This is a genomic window from Vreelandella piezotolerans, assembly GCF_012427705.1.
In the GTDB taxonomy this organism is placed as follows: Bacteria; Pseudomonadota; Gammaproteobacteria; order Pseudomonadales; family Halomonadaceae; genus Vreelandella; species Vreelandella piezotolerans.
Genome location: NZ_CP048602.1, coordinates 3,497,905 through 3,518,381, shown reverse-complemented (window position 1 = coordinate 3,518,381; position 20,477 = coordinate 3,497,905). Strand labels below are relative to the sequence as shown.

At 59.4% G+C, this 20,477-nt stretch carries 20 protein-coding genes; 11 read left to right on the top strand and 9 right to left on the bottom strand.

Annotation, left to right across the window (positions count from 1 at the left end):
* Positions 1 to 29 precede the first annotated feature (29 nt).
* Both GYM47_RS16120 and GYM47_RS16115 read left to right on the top strand, forming a co-directional pair.
* Entirely contained in the window at positions 30 to 218 is a 189-nt protein-coding gene (locus GYM47_RS16120; RefSeq protein WP_153842942.1) for a hypothetical protein, read from the top strand.
* Positions 211 to 1,731, top strand: coding sequence for a sodium:solute symporter family protein (locus GYM47_RS16115; protein ID WP_153842943.1), 1,521 nt, complete (start codon positions 211 to 213; stop codon positions 1,729 to 1,731). The genes GYM47_RS16120 and GYM47_RS16115 overlap by 8 nt, the downstream gene beginning before the upstream one ends.
* Before the next feature lie 41 nt (positions 1,732 to 1,772).
* Here GYM47_RS16115 and GYM47_RS16110 read toward each other — a convergent pair whose 3' ends face one another.
* The 3 genes from GYM47_RS16110 to GYM47_RS16100 are packed head-to-tail and all read right to left on the bottom strand — an operon-like array spanning position 1,773 to position 4,152.
* Positions 1,773 to 2,702, bottom strand: coding sequence for a 5-oxoprolinase subunit C family protein (locus GYM47_RS16110; RefSeq protein WP_153842944.1), 930 nt, complete (start codon positions 2,700 to 2,702; stop codon positions 1,773 to 1,775).
* A complete protein-coding gene (gene pxpB, locus GYM47_RS16105; protein WP_153842945.1) occupies positions 2,699 to 3,403 on the bottom strand; it encodes a 5-oxoprolinase subunit PxpB in 705 nt (234 codons plus the stop codon). The genes GYM47_RS16110 and pxpB overlap by 4 nt, the downstream gene beginning before the upstream one ends.
* Positions 3,400 to 4,152: a 5-oxoprolinase subunit PxpA gene (locus tag GYM47_RS16100; RefSeq protein WP_153842946.1), complete on the bottom strand. Its 753-nt coding sequence runs from the start codon at positions 4,150 to 4,152 to the stop codon at positions 3,400 to 3,402. The genes pxpB and GYM47_RS16100 overlap by 4 nt, the downstream gene beginning before the upstream one ends.
* A gap of 364 nt (positions 4,153 to 4,516) precedes the next feature.
* On the opposite strand from GYM47_RS16100, the gene GYM47_RS16095 reads away from it, so the two are divergent.
* The 5 genes from GYM47_RS16095 to GYM47_RS16075 all read left to right on the top strand — a co-directional run bounded on the left by GYM47_RS16095 (position 4,517) and on the right by GYM47_RS16075 (position 8,643).
* Positions 4,517 to 4,675 carry a hypothetical protein gene (locus GYM47_RS16095; protein WP_153842947.1) on the top strand — a complete coding sequence of 53 codons (159 nt, stop codon included), beginning with the start codon at positions 4,517 to 4,519 and terminating at the stop codon, positions 4,673 to 4,675.
* Between the two features lie 4 nt (positions 4,676 to 4,679).
* Entirely contained in the window at positions 4,680 to 5,672 is a 993-nt protein-coding gene (locus tag GYM47_RS16090; protein ID WP_153842948.1) for a LysR family transcriptional regulator, read from the top strand.
* A gap of 13 nt (positions 5,673 to 5,685) precedes the next feature.
* Positions 5,686 to 6,675: a TRAP transporter substrate-binding protein gene (locus GYM47_RS16085; protein ID WP_153842949.1), complete on the top strand. Its 990-nt coding sequence runs from the start codon at positions 5,686 to 5,688 to the stop codon at positions 6,673 to 6,675.
* A 76-nt stretch (positions 6,676 to 6,751) separates the two neighbouring features.
* A complete protein-coding gene (locus GYM47_RS16080; RefSeq protein WP_153842950.1) occupies positions 6,752 to 7,315 on the top strand; it encodes a TRAP transporter small permease in 564 nt (187 codons plus the stop codon).
* Positions 7,316 to 7,338: 23 nt separating this feature from the next.
* Entirely contained in the window at positions 7,339 to 8,643 is a 1,305-nt protein-coding gene (locus GYM47_RS16075; protein WP_139525884.1) for a TRAP transporter large permease, read from the top strand.
* Positions 8,644 to 8,652: 9 nt separating this feature from the next.
* Here the strand turns inward: GYM47_RS16075 and GYM47_RS16070 are convergent, their stop codons facing one another.
* Positions 8,653 to 10,182: a sensor domain-containing diguanylate cyclase gene (locus GYM47_RS16070; RefSeq protein WP_153842951.1), complete on the bottom strand. Its 1,530-nt coding sequence runs from the start codon at positions 10,180 to 10,182 to the stop codon at positions 8,653 to 8,655.
* A gap of 203 nt (positions 10,183 to 10,385) precedes the next feature.
* Here GYM47_RS16070 and GYM47_RS16065 point away from each other — a divergent pair, with 203 nt between their 5' ends.
* From GYM47_RS16065 to GYM47_RS16055, 3 genes are all read left to right on the top strand, one after another.
* A complete protein-coding gene (locus tag GYM47_RS16065; protein WP_153842952.1) occupies positions 10,386 to 13,085 on the top strand; it encodes a bifunctional diguanylate cyclase/phosphodiesterase in 2,700 nt (899 codons plus the stop codon).
* 75 nt (positions 13,086 to 13,160) lie between these two features.
* Positions 13,161 to 13,898 carry an HAD family hydrolase gene (locus tag GYM47_RS16060; protein ID WP_153842953.1) on the top strand — a complete coding sequence of 246 codons (738 nt, stop codon included), beginning with the start codon at positions 13,161 to 13,163 and terminating at the stop codon, positions 13,896 to 13,898.
* Between the two features lie 39 nt (positions 13,899 to 13,937).
* Positions 13,938 to 14,831, top strand: coding sequence for an EamA family transporter (locus tag GYM47_RS16055; RefSeq protein WP_139525880.1), 894 nt, complete (start codon positions 13,938 to 13,940; stop codon positions 14,829 to 14,831).
* 25 nt (positions 14,832 to 14,856) lie between these two features.
* Here GYM47_RS16055 and GYM47_RS16050 read toward each other — a convergent pair whose 3' ends face one another.
* The 4 genes from GYM47_RS16050 to GYM47_RS16035 form a co-directional block, all read right to left on the bottom strand.
* On the bottom strand, positions 14,857 to 15,597 hold the full coding sequence (locus GYM47_RS16050) for a sulfite exporter TauE/SafE family protein (protein WP_153842954.1): 741 nt from the start codon (positions 15,595 to 15,597) through the stop codon (positions 14,857 to 14,859).
* A gap of 142 nt (positions 15,598 to 15,739) precedes the next feature.
* Complete coding sequence (gene mgtE, locus GYM47_RS16045) at positions 15,740 to 17,098, bottom strand: magnesium transporter (RefSeq protein ID WP_139525878.1); 1,359 nt, start codon at positions 17,096 to 17,098, stop codon at positions 15,740 to 15,742.
* A gap of 156 nt (positions 17,099 to 17,254) precedes the next feature.
* Entirely contained in the window at positions 17,255 to 17,596 is a 342-nt protein-coding gene (locus GYM47_RS16040; protein WP_231125583.1) for a DUF6482 family protein, read from the bottom strand.
* Positions 17,597 to 17,713: 117 nt separating this feature from the next.
* The gene (locus tag GYM47_RS16035; RefSeq protein ID WP_153842955.1) at positions 17,714 to 18,049 is read right to left on the bottom strand and encodes a hypothetical protein; all 336 of its coding nucleotides are present in this window, start codon (positions 18,047 to 18,049) and stop codon (positions 17,714 to 17,716) included.
* A gap of 185 nt (positions 18,050 to 18,234) precedes the next feature.
* Here GYM47_RS16035 and GYM47_RS16030 point away from each other — a divergent pair, with 185 nt between their 5' ends.
* Positions 18,235 to 19,128 (top strand): LysR family transcriptional regulator, encoded by an 894-nt coding sequence (locus GYM47_RS16030; RefSeq protein ID WP_153842956.1) that lies wholly within the window; start codon positions 18,235 to 18,237, stop codon positions 19,126 to 19,128.
* A gap of 100 nt (positions 19,129 to 19,228) precedes the next feature.
* On the opposite strand, the gene GYM47_RS16025 is transcribed toward GYM47_RS16030, so the two are convergent.
* Entirely contained in the window at positions 19,229 to 20,245 is a 1,017-nt protein-coding gene (locus tag GYM47_RS16025; protein ID WP_153842957.1) for a 1-aminocyclopropane-1-carboxylate deaminase, read from the bottom strand.
* Positions 20,246 to 20,477 lie beyond the last annotated feature (232 nt).

The window sequence follows — 20,477 nt, the reverse complement described above, 5'->3', positions numbered from 1 at the left end:
CCCTTTGATGTAACAACATGAGATCGACGATGAAACGCAGTAAATGGATATGGCTCGTATGGGCCGTTGTCTTATCGAGCTATGTAGTGCCTTACACGCTGTTGAGCGACGTGTCGCGGTGGTACGGCAGCTTTTTGTTCTGGACCGTGGCGGGGTTGGTCATCATCGCCCTGAATGTGTTGATCACTCAAGGTTTCAAGGAACATAGTGATGACTGAGACGCTCATTTGGGGAGGCATTGCGCTTTACCTGTTGATTGCTCTCGGCATTGCGGTGCTGTCGCGTCGTCCCACGACGAAAGGACACACGGAAAGCATGTCCGGTTACTTTCTGGGCAATCGGCAAATGAACGGTTTCGTCTCGGCGCTGAGTTACAGTGCCACGACCTATAGTGCTTTCATGATGGTGGGCTTGGCAGGCCTGACCTATGCGGGCGGCGTTGGCGCACTCGGCTTTGAAATCATCTATTTTGCCGGTGTTTCCCTCGTGGCCATTTTCGGACCCAAGTTTTGGGCCGTCGGCAAGGCATTTGGCTTTGTCACGCCCAGCGAGATGCTCGGCCACCGCTATAACAGCCAACATGTGGCCATGGCCGTGTCCGTTGCCAGCTGTATCTTCTTGATTCCTTACTCAGCGGTTCAACTTGCGGGTGTGGGTTACCTGTTGCAGGGGATTACCGATGGCGCGATCACATTTACCACCGGCGTGGTGCTGGCCACCGCGATCGCCATCTTCTTCTCCTATATCGCGGGTATCCGTTCCGTCATGTGGACCGACTCGCTGCAGGCCATCATGATGATCGTCGCCTCGACCCTGGTGGCTTTCCTAGTGATCCAGGGCTTGGGTGGTTTCGGCGCTCTCTTCGATACGCTGGCAACGGAGCATCCGCAGTCACTCACGGTACCCGGCCCGGGGCTGTTCAGCTTTGTGACGTTTTTAGGGCTCACCATTCCCTGGTTCTTCTTTAGTCTCTCCAACCCGCAGGTCAGCCAGCGGCTGTTCATGCCTTCGTCGCTGCGTTCCATGCGCCACATGCTTATCGGCTTTTTGGTGTTCGGTTTTATCTATACCTTGGTCTCTGTGCTGTGGGGATTCTCCGCCTTGGCCGCTTTCCCAAGTCTAGAACGCGCCGATTTAGCCACGCCTACGCTACTGGGCTCAGAGTTCGTGCCACCCGTCTTGGGCGTGATCGTGATGATCGGCATCATGGCGGCCGCCGTTTCCACCATCGACTCGATCATGCTGACGCTGGCCTCCATGGTCTCACGCGATGTTTACGCCAACCTCAAGCCGAACGTGAATGAAAAGCGCCAACTCCAAGTCGGAAAGCTCGTCATACCGGTCATTGCACTCATGGCGCTCGCCTTCGCTGAGCTACAGCTCGATCTCATTGCAGTGCTATCGGTGGCCGCCTCCTCGGGCTTGGTGGCCATGGTGCCTGCACTGATCGGTGCTTTCTATTGGAAACGAGGAACAGGCGCCGGAGCATTGGCCAGCGTGGTGGGCACCAGCGCCTTTGTGCTGCTGATGTATGCCACCGGCAATTCACTGCTGGGCCTGCCTGCCGGTGTATGGGGCATTGTGGTCGCGAGTGTGCTGTTTGTGGGCGTTAGCCTTGCGACCCAGCCTCATCCAGCCTCTACCGATGCCTTTTTTGCCGCCATCGAGGAAGAGCTGGGTCACAAGCGCCGCTCTGCCAGTAATTCAACGACCAAGCAGTCGACTCCTTAGGCCCCTTAGCGCTAAAAGCCCCTGATGAGGGGCTTTTCAGCCTACTGCCACTGCCGTAACTGCGCTCGATACGCCGCCTGCGCATGGGTCGCACTGATCGGCTGCAAACGCACCTTGGTACCCGGCAAACACTGGGCGAGGCGGGCGCAGGCTATGGGGGTCAAAGCACCCAGGCGCGGGTAGCCGCCGATGGTTTGGCGGTCGTTCATCAGGATGATCGGCTGGCCGTCGGGAGGAATCTGCACGGCCCCTAGCGGAATCCCTTCAGAAACGATGCCGTCTAGGCGGCTGTTCAGCGCTTTGCCGGTGAGCCGAATACCCATGCGGTCGGCACGTTGATCCACGGTCCATGGCTGGTTGAAGGCGTCAAACAGGCTGCGTCCGGCAAAGTGCGCGGCCTGGGAGCCCAGCACCATGTCCAGCACGGTGTCTTCTGCCTCAAGAGGGATCTGGGTGCCTTGCGGTAACTGACGCGGCGTGGCGCTGCTGCCTTTCCAGGTGAGCTGGTCGCCGGTTTTAAGCGGTTTGCCATCTTCGTGCAGGCCGCCGATTTGCTCCCTTGCCGTGCAGGCTTGGCTGCCCAGCACGGTTGGCGCATCCAGCCCGCCCGGGAAGGCGAGGTACGCGCGTAGGCCCTTTTTCGGCTGGCGAAAGACCAGCGTTTGGCCCGCTTGCATCATAAAGCTGGCGTTGGGCGCCAGCGGTTGGTCGTCCAGTGTGGCGGCAAGGTCGGCACCTGCCAGGGCGAGGCGCACGTCGCTATTGGCTACCAGCGTCAGGTTGCCGCCCATGACGATTTCCAGCGCGGCGCTCTCCAGCGAGTTGCCCAAAAGCCAGTTGGCCCAGCGGAAGGCGATCCAGTCGGCGGCACCGCCTTGCGTCACGCCTAAGTGGCCGACGCCGAAGCGGCCCGCATCTTGAATCAGTGCCAGCGGTCCGGCTTGCTTGACGGTCAGGGTAGGACGGCTCATGAGCGCTCCTCCAGCGGGGTGGTGTCGCCCCCGGCCGCTTCGAATTCGGATTGGGATATCGCCTTGAAGCGCACTTTATCGCCCGGGCGCAGCAGCGGCTCGCCGCGTTTGGCGTGTTCGAACAGCGGCACGGCGGTTCTACCCAGAATGTTCCAGCCGCCCGGTGAAAGCAGCGGGTAGATGGCCGTTTGTCGGTCGGCAATGCCGACGCTGCCCGCCGCGACACGGCGGCGGGGCGTTTTCAAACGCGGCGCGGCAATCGCCTCATCCACCAAGCCCATAAAGCCGTAGCCAGGGGCAAAGCCCAGTGCAAACACGCAGTAGTCGTGGCTGCAGTGGCGCTCAATCAGCGCCTCGACGCTGAGGCCGGCGCGCTGGGCAACGATGGGCAATTCGGGGCCAACGCGCTCGTCGTACCATACGGGAATTTCGTGGAGCTGGCCCTGCTGGGAGTCGGCAGGGGCTAAATTGCGTAGGGCACTGCGTACGAGGGTCGTGGCCTGGGCAAAGGTGAGCTTTTGGCAGTCGTAATGCACCAGCAGGGTGGTGTATGACGGGATCAGGTCGATGAGCGCGTGATCGAAAGCGCGCCGCAGCGCCTCGTCGGCGGCCATGATCCACGCCATATTGGTTTCATCGATGGCGTCGAACAAGCGCACCGTTAGGGCGTCCATCGCCGCCGTTTCTAAGCGCAGTTTCACGCGGACTCCAACGCCGTAAAGGCCTCGCGAATGGCGCGCACGGCAGCCACGGATTCGGGATTATCGCCATGTACACACAGCGTATCGCAGGGTAACTGCAGGGCGCTGCCATCGCGGGCGGTGAGAGTCTCACCTTTGGCCAAGGCGACGGCTTGGGCGACGATGGTGGCTTGGTCGTGGTGCACGGCCCCCGGCAGGCGGCGTGAGGCTAAGTGCCCGGTGGCCTCATACGCGCGGTCCGCGAAGGTTTCAAACCAGAGGGTGATGCCCATTTTTTCCGCTAGCTGACGATGCGGCGCTGGATCGGCGGTGGCCATCACCATCAGCGGCAGGCGGTCATCGAACGCCTTCACGGCGCGCATGGCGCCTTCCAGTAGTGCCACATCGGCTGCCATGTCGTTGTACATTGCCCCGTGGGGTTTGACGTAGCTCAGTGCGGTGCCTTCTGCTTGGCAAATGCCTGCCAGGGCGCCGATTTGGTAGAGCATCATGTCTTCCACTTCGGCAGGCGAGCAGGCCATGGAGCGGCGGCCAAAGCCCATTAAATCGGGGTAACCGGGATGGGCACCGATTTTTACGCCGTGCTGAACAGCAAGCTTCACTGTCTTGCGCATCACATGGGGGTCGGATGCGTGGTAGCCGCAGGCAATGTTGGCACAGTCAACGTGGGGCATGACCTCAGCGTCCAAGCCAATCGACCAGTTACCGAAACTTTCGCCCATATCGCAGTTAAGCAGCGGAATCGCCATAACGTCTCCTGCCGGGTTGTGTGTTGTTAGTAATTGATATCGCTATTCATTAGCCAAATGAGACAGTCTATTTGCTCATAGTGATGATGTATTAGTGAGCCTATTTATGGTGTTGTTAGCGCAAAAATAATATATGGAGAGCGCGTTCCAAGTGCCAATCGTTTTTAGCGATATTGAGTATCGGCTGTTCCTATCATGCTGTTATTTAGTGGAAAAATAGTTGACGCTAGAGCGTGATACGATTATCAACTATTGAAAGCGACTCAAAAAAGATTACAAAAGAGACGCCCTGATCCGCCGGATGTCGCGCGTTTGCGCTACCTATAACAATGGCTAGGAAAGGGTGATGTCTGAGGAGTGCCACATGCGGTTGCCAGCCCCGCGACAGCTTGCCTGTGCCCAGCACGGCAGGTTGCATATACATCTGCATAGCGACGCTTCACCTGGGTTACCAACGGTGGGCGGCGTGGTGAATGCGCCTACTGGGGTGCTTTGCCCGAGTGCGTTTTTGACAGGCTGGTGAGACGATGCTGGATTTTAAGGAACTCGATGCCTTTGTGTGGGCGGTGAAACTTGGCTCTTTCCGTAAAGCGGCCGCCAGGTTACACATCACTCAACCCTCGGTGTCGGAGCGTATTTCTCGATTAGAGAGCACGGTGGGCGAGCTGCTGCTCGAACGCTCGGCGCGACCGATTCAGCCCACCATGCGTGGCCGAGAGTTCTTTCTCCATGCCGAACGCATGCTGGCTCAGCGCGATGAAGCCCTGAAATTGTTCGACAGCGAAGAGGATTTTTCGGCGCCGCTACGTCTGGGCACCATCGAAACCATCGCCCATAGCTGGTTTCCGCGCTTTATGCAGCGCCTCACCGAGCGCTATCCCAAGCTGATCATCGAACTGACCGTCGACTACTCGCCCGCGCTCAATGAGCGTTTGACCGGCAATGAGCTGGATATCCTGCTGGCCATGAACGGCTACCTGCCCCCGGAGCAGATCGACCAAGAGACGCTCAGCCCTTACGAGATGGGCATGTTCGTCTCGCCACGCCACGCCCAGCGACTTAGCGAACGCCCCCACGCCTGGTGCACCACGCTGCCGTTCATTTCTTTTGGCAAGCTGGCGCGCCCTTATGAGGAGCTGGTGAGCTACCTCGCCGCCCAGGGGGTGGCGCAGCCACGTATTCATAGCGTGAGCACGCTGATGACCATCGTTCGCTTGACGACCGAGGGATTAGGCATCGGCGCGCTGCCGGTCGCTACCGTGCTGGACGAGTGGCGACGGGGCGAGCTGTATCGTCTGGCGCTCCCCGCGCCGTTACCCGCCATGCACTATGATGTGATTTGGCGCAGCGCCAATCATCCGCGCTTTTGTCGCGGCGTGGGCCGATTGGCCCAAGAGTGCGCGCGTGAGTATGCCACTGAAAAGCATAACGAGATTACTAACACGTGTTTTACCGGGCGTTGGGTGACCCCTAACGCCGCCTCCTCCACCCCTGTGCAGCACCTCCATCCCTATGAATAAGAGGACTTTACCTATGCGTACTCGCATTGCGACCCCCCTGCTTCTTGCCACGGCGTGCAGCCTTGCCGCTGCCGCCACGGCTCAAGCCGCCGAGTGGACCATGGCCACGCCCTACGGGGATGCCAGCTTCCACACCCAAAACACCAAGCAGTTCGCGGAAGATGTGGCGGAAGCCACGGACGGCGAGCTCACCATTACCGTTCACAGCGGTGGCTCGCTAGTATCCCACGGTGAAATCAAACCGTCTGTACGTCGCGGCACCATCGACGCCGGTGAGGTGTTCCTCTCCATTCTCTCTAACGACGACCCGATTTTTGAAGTCGATACGCTGCCCGGTGTGGCCGGTAGCTACGATGACGCCTACGCGCTGTGGGAAGCGACTAAGCCGATGATTACCGAGCTGTTCGCCTATGAAGGGCTGATTCCGCTGTATGCCGTTGCCTGGCCTGCTCAGGGCATCTATACGGCGGAACCGCTGACGGATCCGGCCCAGTTCGAGGGGCTTCGCGTGCGCGCGCCGAACATCAACACCCAGCGCTTCGTCGATAACCTAGGCGGTAGCCCCACCGAAACCGAAGAGTCGGATATCCCCACGGCCTTTAGCACCGGCCGCGTCGACGCGATGATTACGTCGAGCTCTACCGGCAACTCCATGGCCGCTTGGGACTACGTCACCGACTACACCGATGCCAACTTGTGGCTGCCGAAGAACATCGTTTTCATCAGCCAGCGTAGCTTCGATCGTCTTGACGAAGCGACTCAAGAAGCGCTGATGGAAGCGGCGGCCCGTGCCGAAGAGCGCGGCTGGCAAATGAGCCGTGAGAACAATGACGAGAGCCTCTCGGCGCTGCAAGAGAACGGCATCAGCGTGTCCGAACCCAACGCTGAGGTAGCTGCTGCGCTGCAAGCGGCGGGTGACGAGCTGTTCGCCGATTGGCAGTCCCGCGCCGATGACGAAGCCAAAGCGGCACTGGAAGCCTACCGCGCCCAGCGTGGCAACTAACCCTTCGTTGCCACGGTAACGCCTGGGGCAGCCCGCGGGCTGCCCCTTTCCCTACGCGCTCTGTGAGACTGCGAACATGACGTTTAAATTCGACAAACTCTACCGCCTGGGTGCCTGGGGCGCAGCAGCGTGCATGGTGGCCATTTGTGCGCTCATTGCGCTGCAAGTCACTTTCCGTTTGGTGGATGCTCTGTTGGTGCTGGTGGGCCTTAGTCGACTCGGCATCAGTATCACCGGCGTCTCGGAAATGGCCGCCTATTTATTGGTCGGCGCGACGTTTCTGGGTCTGGCTTACACCTTCGTACATCACGCCCATATACGGGTCACGCTGCTCATTTCACGCCTGCCGTCGGCGGTGCGCGTGTGGTTCGAGGTGTTTGGTCTGCTGATTGCGCTGGTCATCAGCGTGCTGCTGACCGATGGCTTGATCGGTTTGGCGAGGGAGAGCCTGGAATACAACGATGTGTCGTCGGGCTTCTTGTCGATTCCTCTGTGGATCCCGCAAGTGGTGCTGGCCGTTGGCGTTGGTCTTCTGGCCCTGGCGCTGCTGGAGGCGCTATGGATGGCTGGGCGTATTGCCCTGCGAGACCCGTCAAGCTTCCGTGAAGCCATGTCCATCGACGATAACGACGCGCACTAAGCGGCGACTCGGGAGATACCCTCGTGCTACTACTCAGTTTAGCGACTATTGTGACCCTCGTGGTGCTGTTGGGCAGCGGGGTGTGGATTGCCTTTGCGCTCATCGGCACCGCATGGATTGCTCTACAATTTTTTAGCCCTTTCGATCCAGGCCCCATTTTGGCCTCTGATTTTTGGGGCGCCAGCTACGGCTGGGACTTAACGGCGCTGCCCATGTTCATCTGGATGGGCGAAATTCTGTTCCGTTCGGGGCTAGCGGACAACATGTTTCGCGGGCTGTCGCCGTGGCTCAACCGTCTGCCGGGCCGCCTGCTGCATACCAACATCATTGGCAGTGGCATGTTCGCAGCGGTATGTGGCTCGTCAGCCGCCACCTGTGCCACGGTGGGTAAAATGACCCTGCCGGAGCTCGAACGCCGCGGCTACGACAGCAACATGGCGATTGGCACGCTGGCCAGCGCGTCCACACTGGGCTTGTTGATACCCCCCTCGATCGTGCTGATCGTGTATGGCGTGGTCACCGAGCAGTCGATCTCGCGGCTCTTCATGGCGGGCATTGGCCCCGGCCTGATGATCTTGGCCATGTTCATGACGTATTTGGTGCTGTGGGCGCTGCTCAAAGGCAACCGTGCTGGCCTGACGGGTGCCGACGAATCGGATATGAGCATCGCTGAAAAGCTGCGCAATACCTGGGCGCTGGTGCCTATTTTGCTGCTGATTGGCGGCATCATCGTATCGATTTACGGCGGGCTGGCTTCGCCAACGGAGGCGGCTGCGGTGGGCGTGGTGCTATCGATGATCATTGCTCGGTTCAATGGTCACTTCGACCGGTCGATTTTTACCGACTCTCTCTTTGCGGCAGTGCGCACGGCCTGCATGATCGCCTTCATCATTGCCGGTGCATCGTTCTTGACCTCGGCCATGGGCTTTACTCAAGTGCCCATGAAGCTGGCTCAGGCCATTGGCGAGATGGGACTATCGCCCACCATGCTGCTGGTGGCACTCACGCTGCTGCTGCTCATCATGGGCTGCTTCTTGGACGGTATTTCGCTGATTCTGCTGGTGACGGCCATTATCATGCCGGTGGTGAGCGCGGCGGGCTTCGATCTGATCTGGTTCGGCATCTATTTGGTGATCGTGGTCGAAATGTCGCAAATCACACCGCCGGTCGGGTTTAACCTATTCGTGATTCAAGGCTTGACCGGTAAGGATATTCTGACCATCACCAAAGCGACGCTGCCGTTCTTTTTACTGATGATGCTGGCCATTGCGCTGATGCATCTCTTCCCCAGCATTGCGCTTTACCTGCCTTACGCCATGACCGGCTAATTGGCCGAGTCATTGACCATAGACCGACACCCCGCCCCGGCCAGAGCGCTTGATGAAGTACATGCTCTGGTCGGCGGCATCGATCAGCTCGCGTTCATTACCAAAACCGCCGTCGGTCAAACACGCCACGCCAATCGATACCGAGACATAGAGCGGCTCTTGTTCGATCCGCGCCATGGGCCGCTCCTGCAAGCGCCGAGTAATGCGTTCGGCAAAGCGTTTTGCGCCTTCGGCATTTTCATCCGGCAGAATCACCAGGAACTCTTCGCCACCATAGCGGCCCGCTAGATCGCCCACGCGCACCAGCGAGGCGAGCATCTTACCAAAGCGGGCCAGTACCTCGTCGCCTGCCTGATGACCGAAACGGTCGTTGAGCACTTTGAAGTGATCGAGGTCAATGAACACCACCGACATGGTTCGCTTGGTCGATAGGCAAAGGTGGAAGCGCTCTCGCAGCTGTTCCTCTAGCCACGCGCGATTGGCCAGTTGGGTCAGCGGATCGATCCGGCTGCGCTGCTCTAGCTGGGCGTAATCGTCGAGCAGCGCATCCCGCGCCTTTTGCTGAGCGTCCAGACGGGCGCTAAGCGACAGCGTATGCTCGTACAGCAGCTGCTGAGCCTCTTGTAACAGCCTAACGCTATCGATCGAGACGGGTTGGCTTAGCCCCAGAGTCTCCATCAAGGGCGGCAGAGTGTATTCGAGGTGTGCCAAAAGCCCGGCAAGGGCCCACTCGTCAGCGGTGGCCAACGTTCGAAGCTGACGCATTACGCCCGCTAATGCTTGGGCGGGATCGGCCGATAACCAAGCATCGGCAAGTGCACCCGAGACGCGCAGGCAGAGAACCGAGGGATTGTCGGTCTCGAGCCCTTCGTGGCTGCGCTGGATGGCGCGAATCAAATCGTCATGAGCGCCCCATTTCGCGAGTAACCAAGCGCCGATCAGCGCGTGGTCGCAGCCAAAGTAGCGTTTTTCGACCTGCTGGGTATGGCCATGAGAGGCCTGCTCGGTCCCGTATAGCCGCTCAGCGTCGTTGGGGTAGGCGGTTTGTAGCGCCAGGATGCCAATGTCCTGCAGTAGTGCTGCTGTAAACACGCTGCCCGCTTGGTGAGGGCAGAGCTGTTGCGCGAGATAACTCGCGGCAACGGCTGAGGTAATGGCTCGCCGCCAGAAGTGCTGGCGGCCGCGTGCCGAGTGGTCATTTTCGAACAGGCAAAAACTCAGCACCGTGGCCAGCGTGACATCTAGCCCCATACGCTGGGTGGCTTCGAAACACGTATGAGGCGGCTGGGCGGCGCGCAGATAGTGCACGCTATTGGCCACGCTCATCACCCGTGCCGTCAGGGCCGGGTCGTGCTCGATGGCGCGTGCATAATCGCTCAAGGTGGCATCCGAGGTGCGGGTGATCTCCAGCACGTTGAGCGCCACCGCCGGCAAAGACGGTAGCCGCTTGCACTGCAGCAAAGCGTTGCTGAGAAAGCTGGGAAGCTGGTTGGCCAGCGAGGTATAAAGCGTTTCGCTGACGGCAGTAGGCCCCGTCATAGTGTCTCCTCAATGCCGTGCAGCGAAGTAGGCAGTCAGTTGAATAACGATCGTTTTTTTTATCATATTGTCAGGTTGGCCGATACCGCTTGGCGCGATCGGCGTCTTCCAAAAGGTAGCTGTTTATGGTGCAAACGTCGCCGTGCTTTGTTAAAACAGTGGCAAAGCTTAGCTGCTCTATAACGACATAAGCGAGTGCAACGATGCACACACGAAAAGAAGCAGCAGAGATTTTTCGCCAGCTAGCAGAAGGGGTGGGGCGTAGCAGTCAGCCCAACTTCTTTGCCTCCCTGGTGGAACAGCTTGCTCGTTTACTGGCCGTCGATCATGCGTTGATCGCGGTCGTCACTGATGCCAATATAGCGGAAACCCTGGCCGTTTGGTCAAGCAATGGTTTACAAGCCAATATCACCTACCCCTTGGCAGGCACGCCTTGCGAGACCGTGGTTGGCCATGAACCATGCCTTTACGCCTGCGACGTACAATCCCGCTTTCCTGAAGACGATCTTTTGCGCCAGCTCGGTGCCGATAGCTACATGGGCCTGCCGCTATTTGGGCCGGATGGGGCGGCCATCGGTCTGCTAGCGGTGCTGAGCAATCGCCCCATGGCGTTCGATGGACTAGAAAACGAAGTGTTGCGAATTGCCGCCGCACAAGCGGGTGCTGAGCTAGGCAGGCGTCAAGCAGAAAACGCGCTACGCAAAAGCGAGGCCGCCGCCAAAGAGAGCGAGCGACGGCTGAACACCTTGCTCGATCACCTGCCCGGCATGGCCTACCGCTGCCTGAACGATCATGACTGGACCATGCTGCTCGTCAGCCAAGGTGCCGAAGCGCTGACCGGCTATCGGCCGGAAGAGTTGGAAAACAGCCGAGTGACGACCTTTGCCAGCCTGGTGCACGCAGATGATCAAGCGCGGCTGGCGCAAGAGGTAGCGGCTGCGATTCGCCAGCGCCGTCCTTATCGCGTGACGTTTCGCATTCGGCACCGCGACGGTAGCGAGCGCTGGATGTGGGAGCAAGGGCAGGCCGTCTTTTCCAATCAAGGCGAGGTACTCTGCTTGGAAGGCTTCATTACGGATGTGACCGACCAGCAAGAGGCGCAGCGGGTACAGCAGGCGGTGGTTCAAGTGGCCTCGACCGTCACTTCTAGGGTGGGCGACGATTACTTTCAGCAACTCATTGCCACGCTGACCACGCTGTTGGAAGCCGATGCGGGATTCATCGCTCTGTTGGACCAACCGGTGCCGCCTGCACCACAGGGCCATTCTCATCCCAATAATCTGTTGCCTGCCACTACGGGGCATACCGTGAGTCTGGTCGTCGCTGGCCAGACCCGTAAAAACCACACCTTCTTGCTGCGCGGCACGCCCGTCGAACGCGTGGTGCTCGAACAAGAGAGCGTCGTACAGCAGGGGCAGCGGTTTAGCCTGCCGGGCGCCACGATGAACGCGCAAGCCTGGATCGGACGCCGCTTGGATAACGCCAAAGGGGAAGCCATTGGGGTGATGATGGTGTTTTACCAAACGCCGTTAACCACCAATGCCTTTGCTACCTCCGTGCTGCAGATTCTCTCCACGGGGGCTGCTGCCGAGCTCGAGCGACGCCGCGACCACCGCCACATGCACCAGTTGGCCTACACCGACAGCACGACCGGCTTGCCCAACCGGGTGCAGTTCATGGATCTCTTGCGTGATATAGGCGAGCGGGCCGAGCAGCAGGCGTCGCCGCTGGCGCTGCTGCTGTTGGATTTGCGCCGCTTCAAAGAGGTCAACGACCTGCACGGACATCAAGTCGGTGATCAACTGCTGGCAACGGTGGCGGCGCGTTTGCGCCACTTGGATATAGCCAACCTGCACTGTGCGAGGCTATCGGGGGATGAGTTCGCGCTGCTGTTACCGCGCGTCGAACGCGCAGCGCTGGATGAGCTTGTCAAGCAGCTTTGCAGCTTGGTGAGACGGCCGATTCGTCTAGAGCACCGCGTCTTCAATTTGGACGTAAGCATTGGTTTTGCGCGCTACCCAGGCGATGTGGCCAACACCAGCGAGCTGTTCAATGCGGCCAGTATTGCACTACATCACGCCAAAAAGCGTGAAACCAATATCTCCCCCTACACGCAAGCCATGCGCCATACGCTGGAACGCCGCCAATGGATGACCGAGCGGCTGCACATGGCGATTTTAGAGCAGCGGCTAGAGCTCTACTTCCAGCCCCAGGTGGATTTAGACACGAAAGCGCTGACCGGTGCAGAGGCGCTGTGCCGCTGGCACGACCCAGAGTGGGGGTGGGTCAGCCCTGGGGAGTTCATCCCCCTAGCCGAGGAGCGCGGGCTGATTCGTTTACTCGGTGACTGGGTGCTGGAAGAGGCCGCGCGTCAGTTGAGCGCTTGGCAAGCAGCGGGCACACCGCTTCCGGGGCGGCTGTCGATCAATATCTCCGCGCAGCAGTTTGCCGACCCGCGACTAACGACTCATATTGCCGCACTCACCTCCAGCGTCTCGCCCAGCGCGATTGCCATTGAGCTGACCGAGAGCGATTTCATGCGCGACCCGGATCAGGCGGTCATCATTACCCAGGCCATGCGTCAGGCAGGCTATGCGTTGTTCATTGACGACTTCGGCACCGGGTACTCCTCGCTCTCTTATCTGCGCCGCTTTGCCGCCGACGCGCTAAAAATCGATATCTCGTTCGTGCGCGAAATGCTCGATAACCACCACGATCGGGCCATCGTGCAGACGATCATTGCCATGGCCAACACGCTGGACATGAAAACCCTTGCCGAAGGTGTCGAGAGTGCCGCCCAAGCGGCGCTTCTGGCCGAGATGGGCTGTAATCAGGCGCAAGGTTACTTTTTCGGCAAGCCGCTGCCAGCCGATCGCTTCGCCCAAACCTGGCTGAGTCGCTAGGCGCACGTTCGTCATCTTACTGTCATCATGCTTGGCATACCCTACGCGCGCCAAACCGCGACGATAGGAGTTCCCATGCGCCTGGCCCTGTTTGACCTTGATGACACGCTCCTGGACGGAGACTGCAGCGACCGCTGGAATTTATGGATGATCGAGCAAGGATGGGTCACCGACGCGGAACGCTTCATGACACGCGCCGAACAGATGCAGCAGGCCTACCATGCGGGCAAGCTCAAGCTAGACGAGTACCTGGCCATGACGCTGGCACCCCTGAAGGGGCGGCGAGTGGCTGAGGTGGAAAAGGAAGTCGAGCGCTTCGTCGCTACTCATTTGCAGCCGCGTATTTTCGATCAAGCGTGGCGCTGCCTAGAAAGCCATCGAAAAGCGGGCGATACCTTGATACTGATCTCCGCCTCCTCTCGCCACTTGGTGGCGCCCATCGCGACAGTGCTCGGCATCGAGCACGTGCTGGCGGTGGAGCCGGAGATCACTATGTCCGAAGAGGGTCGAGTTTACACCGGGAGCAGCCAAGGCGTGCTTTCGTACCGAGGCGGCAAGGTGATCCGCTTTCAGCAGTGGCTGGCGGAGCACACCATCACGCCGAGCCACACCACGTTCTATTCCGACTCGCGCAACGACTTGCCGCTGTTGCAGTACGTGGATTGCGCCGTGGCGGTCAACCCCGACCCGGTCTTGGCCGAGGTGGCTAGCGTAGAAGGGTGGCGACGCTTAGACTGGCGGGCATTCTCTTTTAGTAATGACCGCTTATCTAGCTCCGTTAATAGTGAATACTCCAGTCTTGCTAAAACATGATGGTCGTTTCATAGGTACTGTCGTTGTCAAGGCGACCACATGAGTCCAGCGGCCCTCGCCCTGGTACTGGTCTCGGTGTGTATGCATGCCGGGTGGAACGTGCTGGGCAAACGCAACACGCCCTCGCTGGGGGCGTTCGTGCTGGCCTATGGCGCTGGCGGCGTCGTGATGCTGCCGCTAGTGGTACTAGGACCATCGCTGCTGGCGCTTCCAGGCGCATTTTGGGGGTGGCTGGCACTCTCGGGGCTATGTCAGATGCTCTATATGGGCGGCTTGGCTTGGGCCTATGCACGGGGGGAGGTGAGCGTGCTCTACCCCATCGCCAGGGCGTTGCCCGTCGTGCTGGTGCCGCTGGTCTCCATTGCGTTACTAGGTAGCCGCGTGCTGGATGCCTGGGATGGCCTGGGGATGGCACTGGTGGTCTTGGGCGCGCTCTGTCTGCCGCTCAGCCACCCGGAGGCGCGTCGGGTGTCCACCTATGTCACGCCCGCCATGGGATTCGCGCTGCTGGCGGCGGCGGGCACGGTGGGCTATTCGCTCATCGATAAGCAGGCCTTGGGCCTGATGCAGAGCGCGGGTCACAGCGGGCTCACCGCCGGAGCCGTCTTTATGGTGCTGCAAGCGGTGATGACGCTGACTTGGGCAGTGCCGCTGCTGGCCCTGCTGCCTGCCGAGCGCCGCCGCCTGCCGGTACTTCGCCAGCAGGGCCTGCCCGTGTTAGTGACGACCGGGCTGATGATGACCTGCACCTACGGGCTTGTATTGATGGCCATGGCGATGACCGATGAAGTGAGCTACGTGGTCGCGCTGCGCCAGCTCTCGATTCCGGTGGGCGTGTTGATGGGCGTGCTGTGGTTGAAAGAGCCTACCTCCACCGCTAAAACACTCGGCACCTTGGTGATGCTGGCGGGGCTGGTGATGGTGGCGCTGTAGTTGCGCCGCCTTCTTGCTCTCTCAACTAGAGCGCCTCCCACACCAAGTTGATCCCCACTATGAACATGGCGATGATCACCAGACGGTAAAACAGCTTTTCATTGACGCGACTCTGTAGCCAAAGACCGTTACGTACGCCGATCCACGCCACGGGCACCAGCAGCAGCGAGGCCCAGGCGCTGGTCATGTTGACCTCGCCTAGCCACATGTACGGTCCGAGCTTGATGGTGTTCACTACCGCATAGGTCACCGTGCAAGTGGCAATGAAGGTTTCTTTGGTGAGTTTGCGCGGCATCAGGTACATGTTCATCGGCGGCGCGCCCGCGTGGGCGATGAAGCTGGTAAAGCCGCACACGCTAGCGGCGGGCAGCGCCCATTGGTGGGAAATGGGCTTTTTCGCCACCGGCTTGAGCAGCATGTAAGCGGCGAAAACCACCGACAGAATGCCCAGGGCCATGCGCACGCCCTGCTCGCTCAGGCTGCCAAACAGCAGCGTACCCACCACCACGCCAATGAACAGCCCCGGCACGAAGCGCCACACTTCCGCCCGGTCGTGCTTGCCCCACCACGCCTTGACCGCAAAGACATCCATCACCAGCAGCAGCGGGAGCAGCAGCCCGGCCGCCTGGGTGGGGCTAATCGCCAGCGCCATCAGCGGTACCGAGAGCGTGCCAAAGCCACCCGCAAAGCCCCCCTTGGAGACGCCGGTGAAATACACCGAAAAAACGATCAACAGCCAGGCGATAAGGGAGTAGTCCGGGAGCATGGAGGCCTCAAAGGGTGATGAAAATAGGGTGATTGAAAACAGCTGCCACAAAAAAGCCCCGCAGGAGCGGGGCAGCACAGGATAGCATTAGATAAATGTTAGCGGGCGAATAGAAAGGTGGGGCGCCTTGTCATCGCGTTGATCACAAAATGATCACCGTCGCCAGCCCTAAGAATGACAGAAAACCCACCACATCCGTGACCGTCGTCAGAATCACCGCGCCGGAGAGGGCGGGGTCGATTTGTAAGCGTTTCAGCACCAGCGGAATGAGCACGCCGGAGAGGTTGGCGAGGCTCATGTTAATGAAGATTGCCAGGGTAATGACCAGGGTAATCAGCGGGTCGCTAAACCACAGATAGGAAATGCCGCCTACTACCAGGGCCCATACCAGGCCGTTGCTCATGCCGACCCACAGCTCCTTGTTGTAGAGCCACTGTTTGTTGTTACCGGCAATTTGGCCGAGCGCCAAGCCGCGAATGACCACGGTCAGGGTTTGGCTACCGGCAATGCCGCCCATGCTGGCGACGACAGGCATAAGGATGGCCAGGGCGACGATTTGATCCAGCACCGCTTCGAACTGGCCGATGACGAAGGCGGCGAGGAAGGCGGTGAGCAGGTTGATGCCCAGCCAAATGCCGCGGCTCTTGGCACTGCGTAGAATGGGGGTGAACACCTCTTCTTCGTCGCTCACGCCCGACATGTGCTTCAACGTCATGTCGGCGTCGTCCTGGGTGATTTCCAGCACGTCGGCGGCGTTCAGCTGGCCGACCAGCAGCCCGTCGCTGTTGCACACCGGCACGAAGGGCAGCTCTTTGGAGCGCAACAGGGCGGCGGCGTCGCTGACCTTCATTTGGTCATTCAGCGAGTAGGGCGCATCGTCCATAAACGCGTCGACGGTACTCTCCTGGGGCTGTTTGACCAAGTCGATCAGCGTCAGGGTGCCCAGTAGGCGCTTGTCCTTGTCGGTGATCATGATCTGCTGCGAGTCGTCGTCTAGCAGATGGTGAATCCGGATGTAGCGCTGCACGGCTTCCAACGACACGCCCTGCTTTACGTTGACCGTCTCTGGGTCCATGTAACGGCCGACCATGTCCTCTTCATAGGTATAGAGGTTCTCGACCTGAGCGCGAATCTCCTGGTCCAGGCTGGCGTAGACGGTGGTTTTGATTTCTTCATCGGCGACATCGAGGACTTCGGCGACTTCCTGAGCATCCAAGCCTTTAACGATTTGCTCGACGTCGCTGGCGGTCAGGTCTTCGATGTAATCGGCGCGAATGTCCTCGTCGACTTCGGCAAGTACTTCGCCGAGCATCGCTTCTGGAATGTACTCCCACAGCCGGTCACGGGTTTTGGCAGGAAAAGACTCAAGGGTGCGCGCAATCGCTAAAATATCGAGCTCATTGAACAGCTCGTTCAGGGCAACCGTATCTTCCTCGTCGAGCAATTTTTGAAGATAGAGAAGCTGCTCCTCGGTGTTGGTGTATTTCTCTTCATCGCGCATAGAGTCCATCCTTTGGTCATTAATTTTTAACACAACTACTTGAAAGCGCTCGATGGCTCACTATGAATCTTATCGGCAGCCGCAGTTGAAAGCCATGCGGGCTTTTTTACCCTCATGACCAGGTCCCTCTAGTCGCCCAGGTGAAACGGGAACGTGTCAGTGCCGAGTTACAAAGGCCACGCGTACGCCATGCTGAAGCCGCTGTTGGGCAGAAACAGGTTGCGTAGGGTGGCCGATCATCTCATCGGCTGCATCGGCCCAAGTAAGAATTCCGTGGGTGAAACCCAGCGGTGCCAGCGTGCGGCTTACCCACTGGGTACCACTAAAACGCTTCGTGTCGCCCTGAGAATCGACTAATAGGCTGACCGAGTCATCGCGGTGCAGGCGCACGATATACCAGCCCACATCAATTCCGTGCAGCTCAACGTCGGGCAGCGGCTTGGCCAGTTGGGAAAGCGCAGCCAGGGTTATACGAGGAGGAAGGGGCAAAACCATCATGGCACCTCATTGGCTCAATGGTGTTTATGTAGAGTCTAATGATTGTGATGGTTTTGCATAGTTTTTGGAGATAAGAAGAAACTCCTCTGCCGTCCTAAGGGCGACGCCTTTCTGAGGTTAGCGGTGCAGGATATGACATTTTTTCTGCCGAGCCTTTAACGCCTGTAGGGCATCGACCTTTAATGGCAGCTGGTTGGCCCAGAGGATGTCTTCTCGGCGATGGCCAATATCGCGCAGTATCTGATCGTCGTATTTCAGTAGTGGCACTATATGCCTGCGGAACAGCCAGCGCCGCCGACAGCGCCACCAAGCCATATCGATGACACGGATCAGTCGCATTGATGGCATGGCCGGCATGTAAAACGGCAACTGGGGTGGCTTGGGCGGTGGTGCCAAGCGGCTAGCTTTCTCCCAAGCGTGCTGGGCATGTTGGCAAGGGGTTTCAAACGTCATCGCGCACCTCCATCGTTACTTTCGCTTTATCCAAAGCGGTACCTCCCCAACGACTGGGGAGGTGTGAACTGTGATGAGTAAGTAGGAGGGTCGCGACCTCTGGCTAGAAGCTTGGCGCTTTGCCTTGGATCAATCAAACGAAAAGATTTACACTGAGGGTTAAGTTTTTCTGAAAGGTTAGCGTGATGAGCCAACTCTCTACCCTGCCACCCAGTCGGGTCGCCTTGCCGCTATTGGATAGCGAGGTGTTGCGCACCTTTGTAACGATTGCGGAAAGTGGCAGCTTTACCCGCGCCGCCCAACAGCTATGTCGCACGCCTTCCGCCGTGAGTATGCAGATTAAACGCTTGGAGGAGACGCTTGGCCAGACGCTCTTTGTACGCGAAGCGCGGCACGTACGCTTGACGACCGAGGGAGAAGTGCTGCTGGGCTATAGCCGTCGACTGCTTAAACTCAATGCGGAAGCGGTCACCCAGTTTCTAGCGCCTACCATCGAGGGGCGCGTGGGGTTGGGGCTCACCGACGATGTGGTAGGTCGTATCCTGCCGACTGTGTTGGCTCAGTTTGCCCGCTCGCACCCAGCGGTGCAGGTCGATGTAGAGGTGGGGCGCAGCAAAGACCTGCTCGTCAGGCTGGACGAGGGCGAACTTGATCTCGCCCTCGTGATGGCTGGGGGGCCTGGCCAGGCTGGACGAGGAGAGATCGTCCATAGCGAACCGCTGGTGTGGGCGGGCCGTGAGGATGGCGTTGCCGTACAGCGCTCGCCACTGCCGGTGACGCTAGCGCAACAGGGGTGTGCGTGGCGAAGAATTACTCTCGATGCCCTCGATCAAGCGGGTATCGCGTACCGAATTGCTTACTCCTGCGACCATTGTGCTGGGCAGGAGGCCGCCATGCTGGCTGACTTGGCCGTGACGGCTTTCCCCAAAAGCCTGGTTCGCTCGCCGCTCAAGCGTCTCCACAACGAATCGCTGCCTCCACTAGGCGATTACCAGGTAGCGCTGGTGAAGCGTCCAGGTGTTGGTAGTGCCAGTGAGGTGTTAGCCGAACGGGTGGCCGAAGCCTTCCGAGAAGGGTAAGTCTTGTTCTCTGCATACAGAGGGGGCAGTAGCGTCAAGCCCAATGGCCCGAGCAGTCGGCTGCTCGGGCCGTGGCACGGATCAGCGACGCTTGGCCTGATTAGCCGTTGCGGAACAGGAAGCTGTAGGCATTGAGAGCGGGCACGCCGCCCAGGTGGGCATACAGCACCTTGGAGCCCGCCGGGAATTCTCCGTTGCGCACCCTATCGATCATGCCGTGCATGGATTTGCCTTCGTACACCGGGTCGGTGAGCACCCCTTCCAGGCGGGCGCAAAGGCGAATGGCCTCTAGCGTGCCGTCATTGGGCAGGCCGTATTCAGGGCCGCCATAGCGGGTGTCCAGGATCACGTCGTCATCGGCAATGCCGCCTTCCAGTTCGACTAGCTCGGCGGTGTGGCGAGCAATCCGCAGGATCTGCGCACGGGTTTGCTCGGGCTTGGCCGAGGCGTCGATGCCAATCACCCGCTGGGCGCGGCCATCGGCGGCAAAGCCGACCACCATCCCGGCCTGGGTGCTGCCGGTCACCGAGCACACCACGATGTAGTCGAAGGTGAAGCCCAGCTCTTTCTCCTGCTGGCGCACCTCTTCGGCAAAGCCGACGAAGCCCAAACCGCCGTAGGGGTGTTCGGAACAGCCCGCGGGAATGGGGAATGGTTTGCCGCCCTGCTGGCGCACATCCTCCATGGCCTGCTCCCAGCTAGGGCGAATGCCGATATCGAAACCGGCGGCGTCCAGGCGAACGTCGGCCCCCATGATGCGCGACATCTCGATATTGCCGACCCGGTCATACACCGCATCGGAGTAGTTCACCCAGTTCTCCTGAACGAGGACGCACTTCATACCCAGGTGCGCCGCGACGGCAGCCACCTGACGCGTCTGGTTGGACTGGATTCCGCCAATCGACACCAGCGTATCGCAGCCCTGCTCCAGCGCTTCGGGGATGAGGTACTCCAGTTTGCGGGTCTTGTTGCCGCCGAAAGCCAGGCCGCTGTTGCAGTCCTCGCGCTTGGCATACAGCTCGACCTCGCCGCCCAGATGGGCGCTCAGCCGTTTGAGAGGTGTGATCGGGGAGGGGCCGAACGTCAGTGGATAACGGGGGTAGCGTTCAAGGTTCATGGCAAGCTCCTGCATTGGCAATCAACGCGATAGACAAGGATCGCTGGGTAACGGTGGTTGGAACGTTGGCGTGCTCCCTGAGGTTTATATTAGGCGTTAGTGTATTCAGGCGGGTTGCGAAACAAGGGCTTTATAAACAACAATGGATTGTCTGATTGCGTTTATAGGTTTGATTAATTCGTAAATTTATTCTTTGAGTAAATAATAATGTGTGCCAAACGAGCGGGAGGGG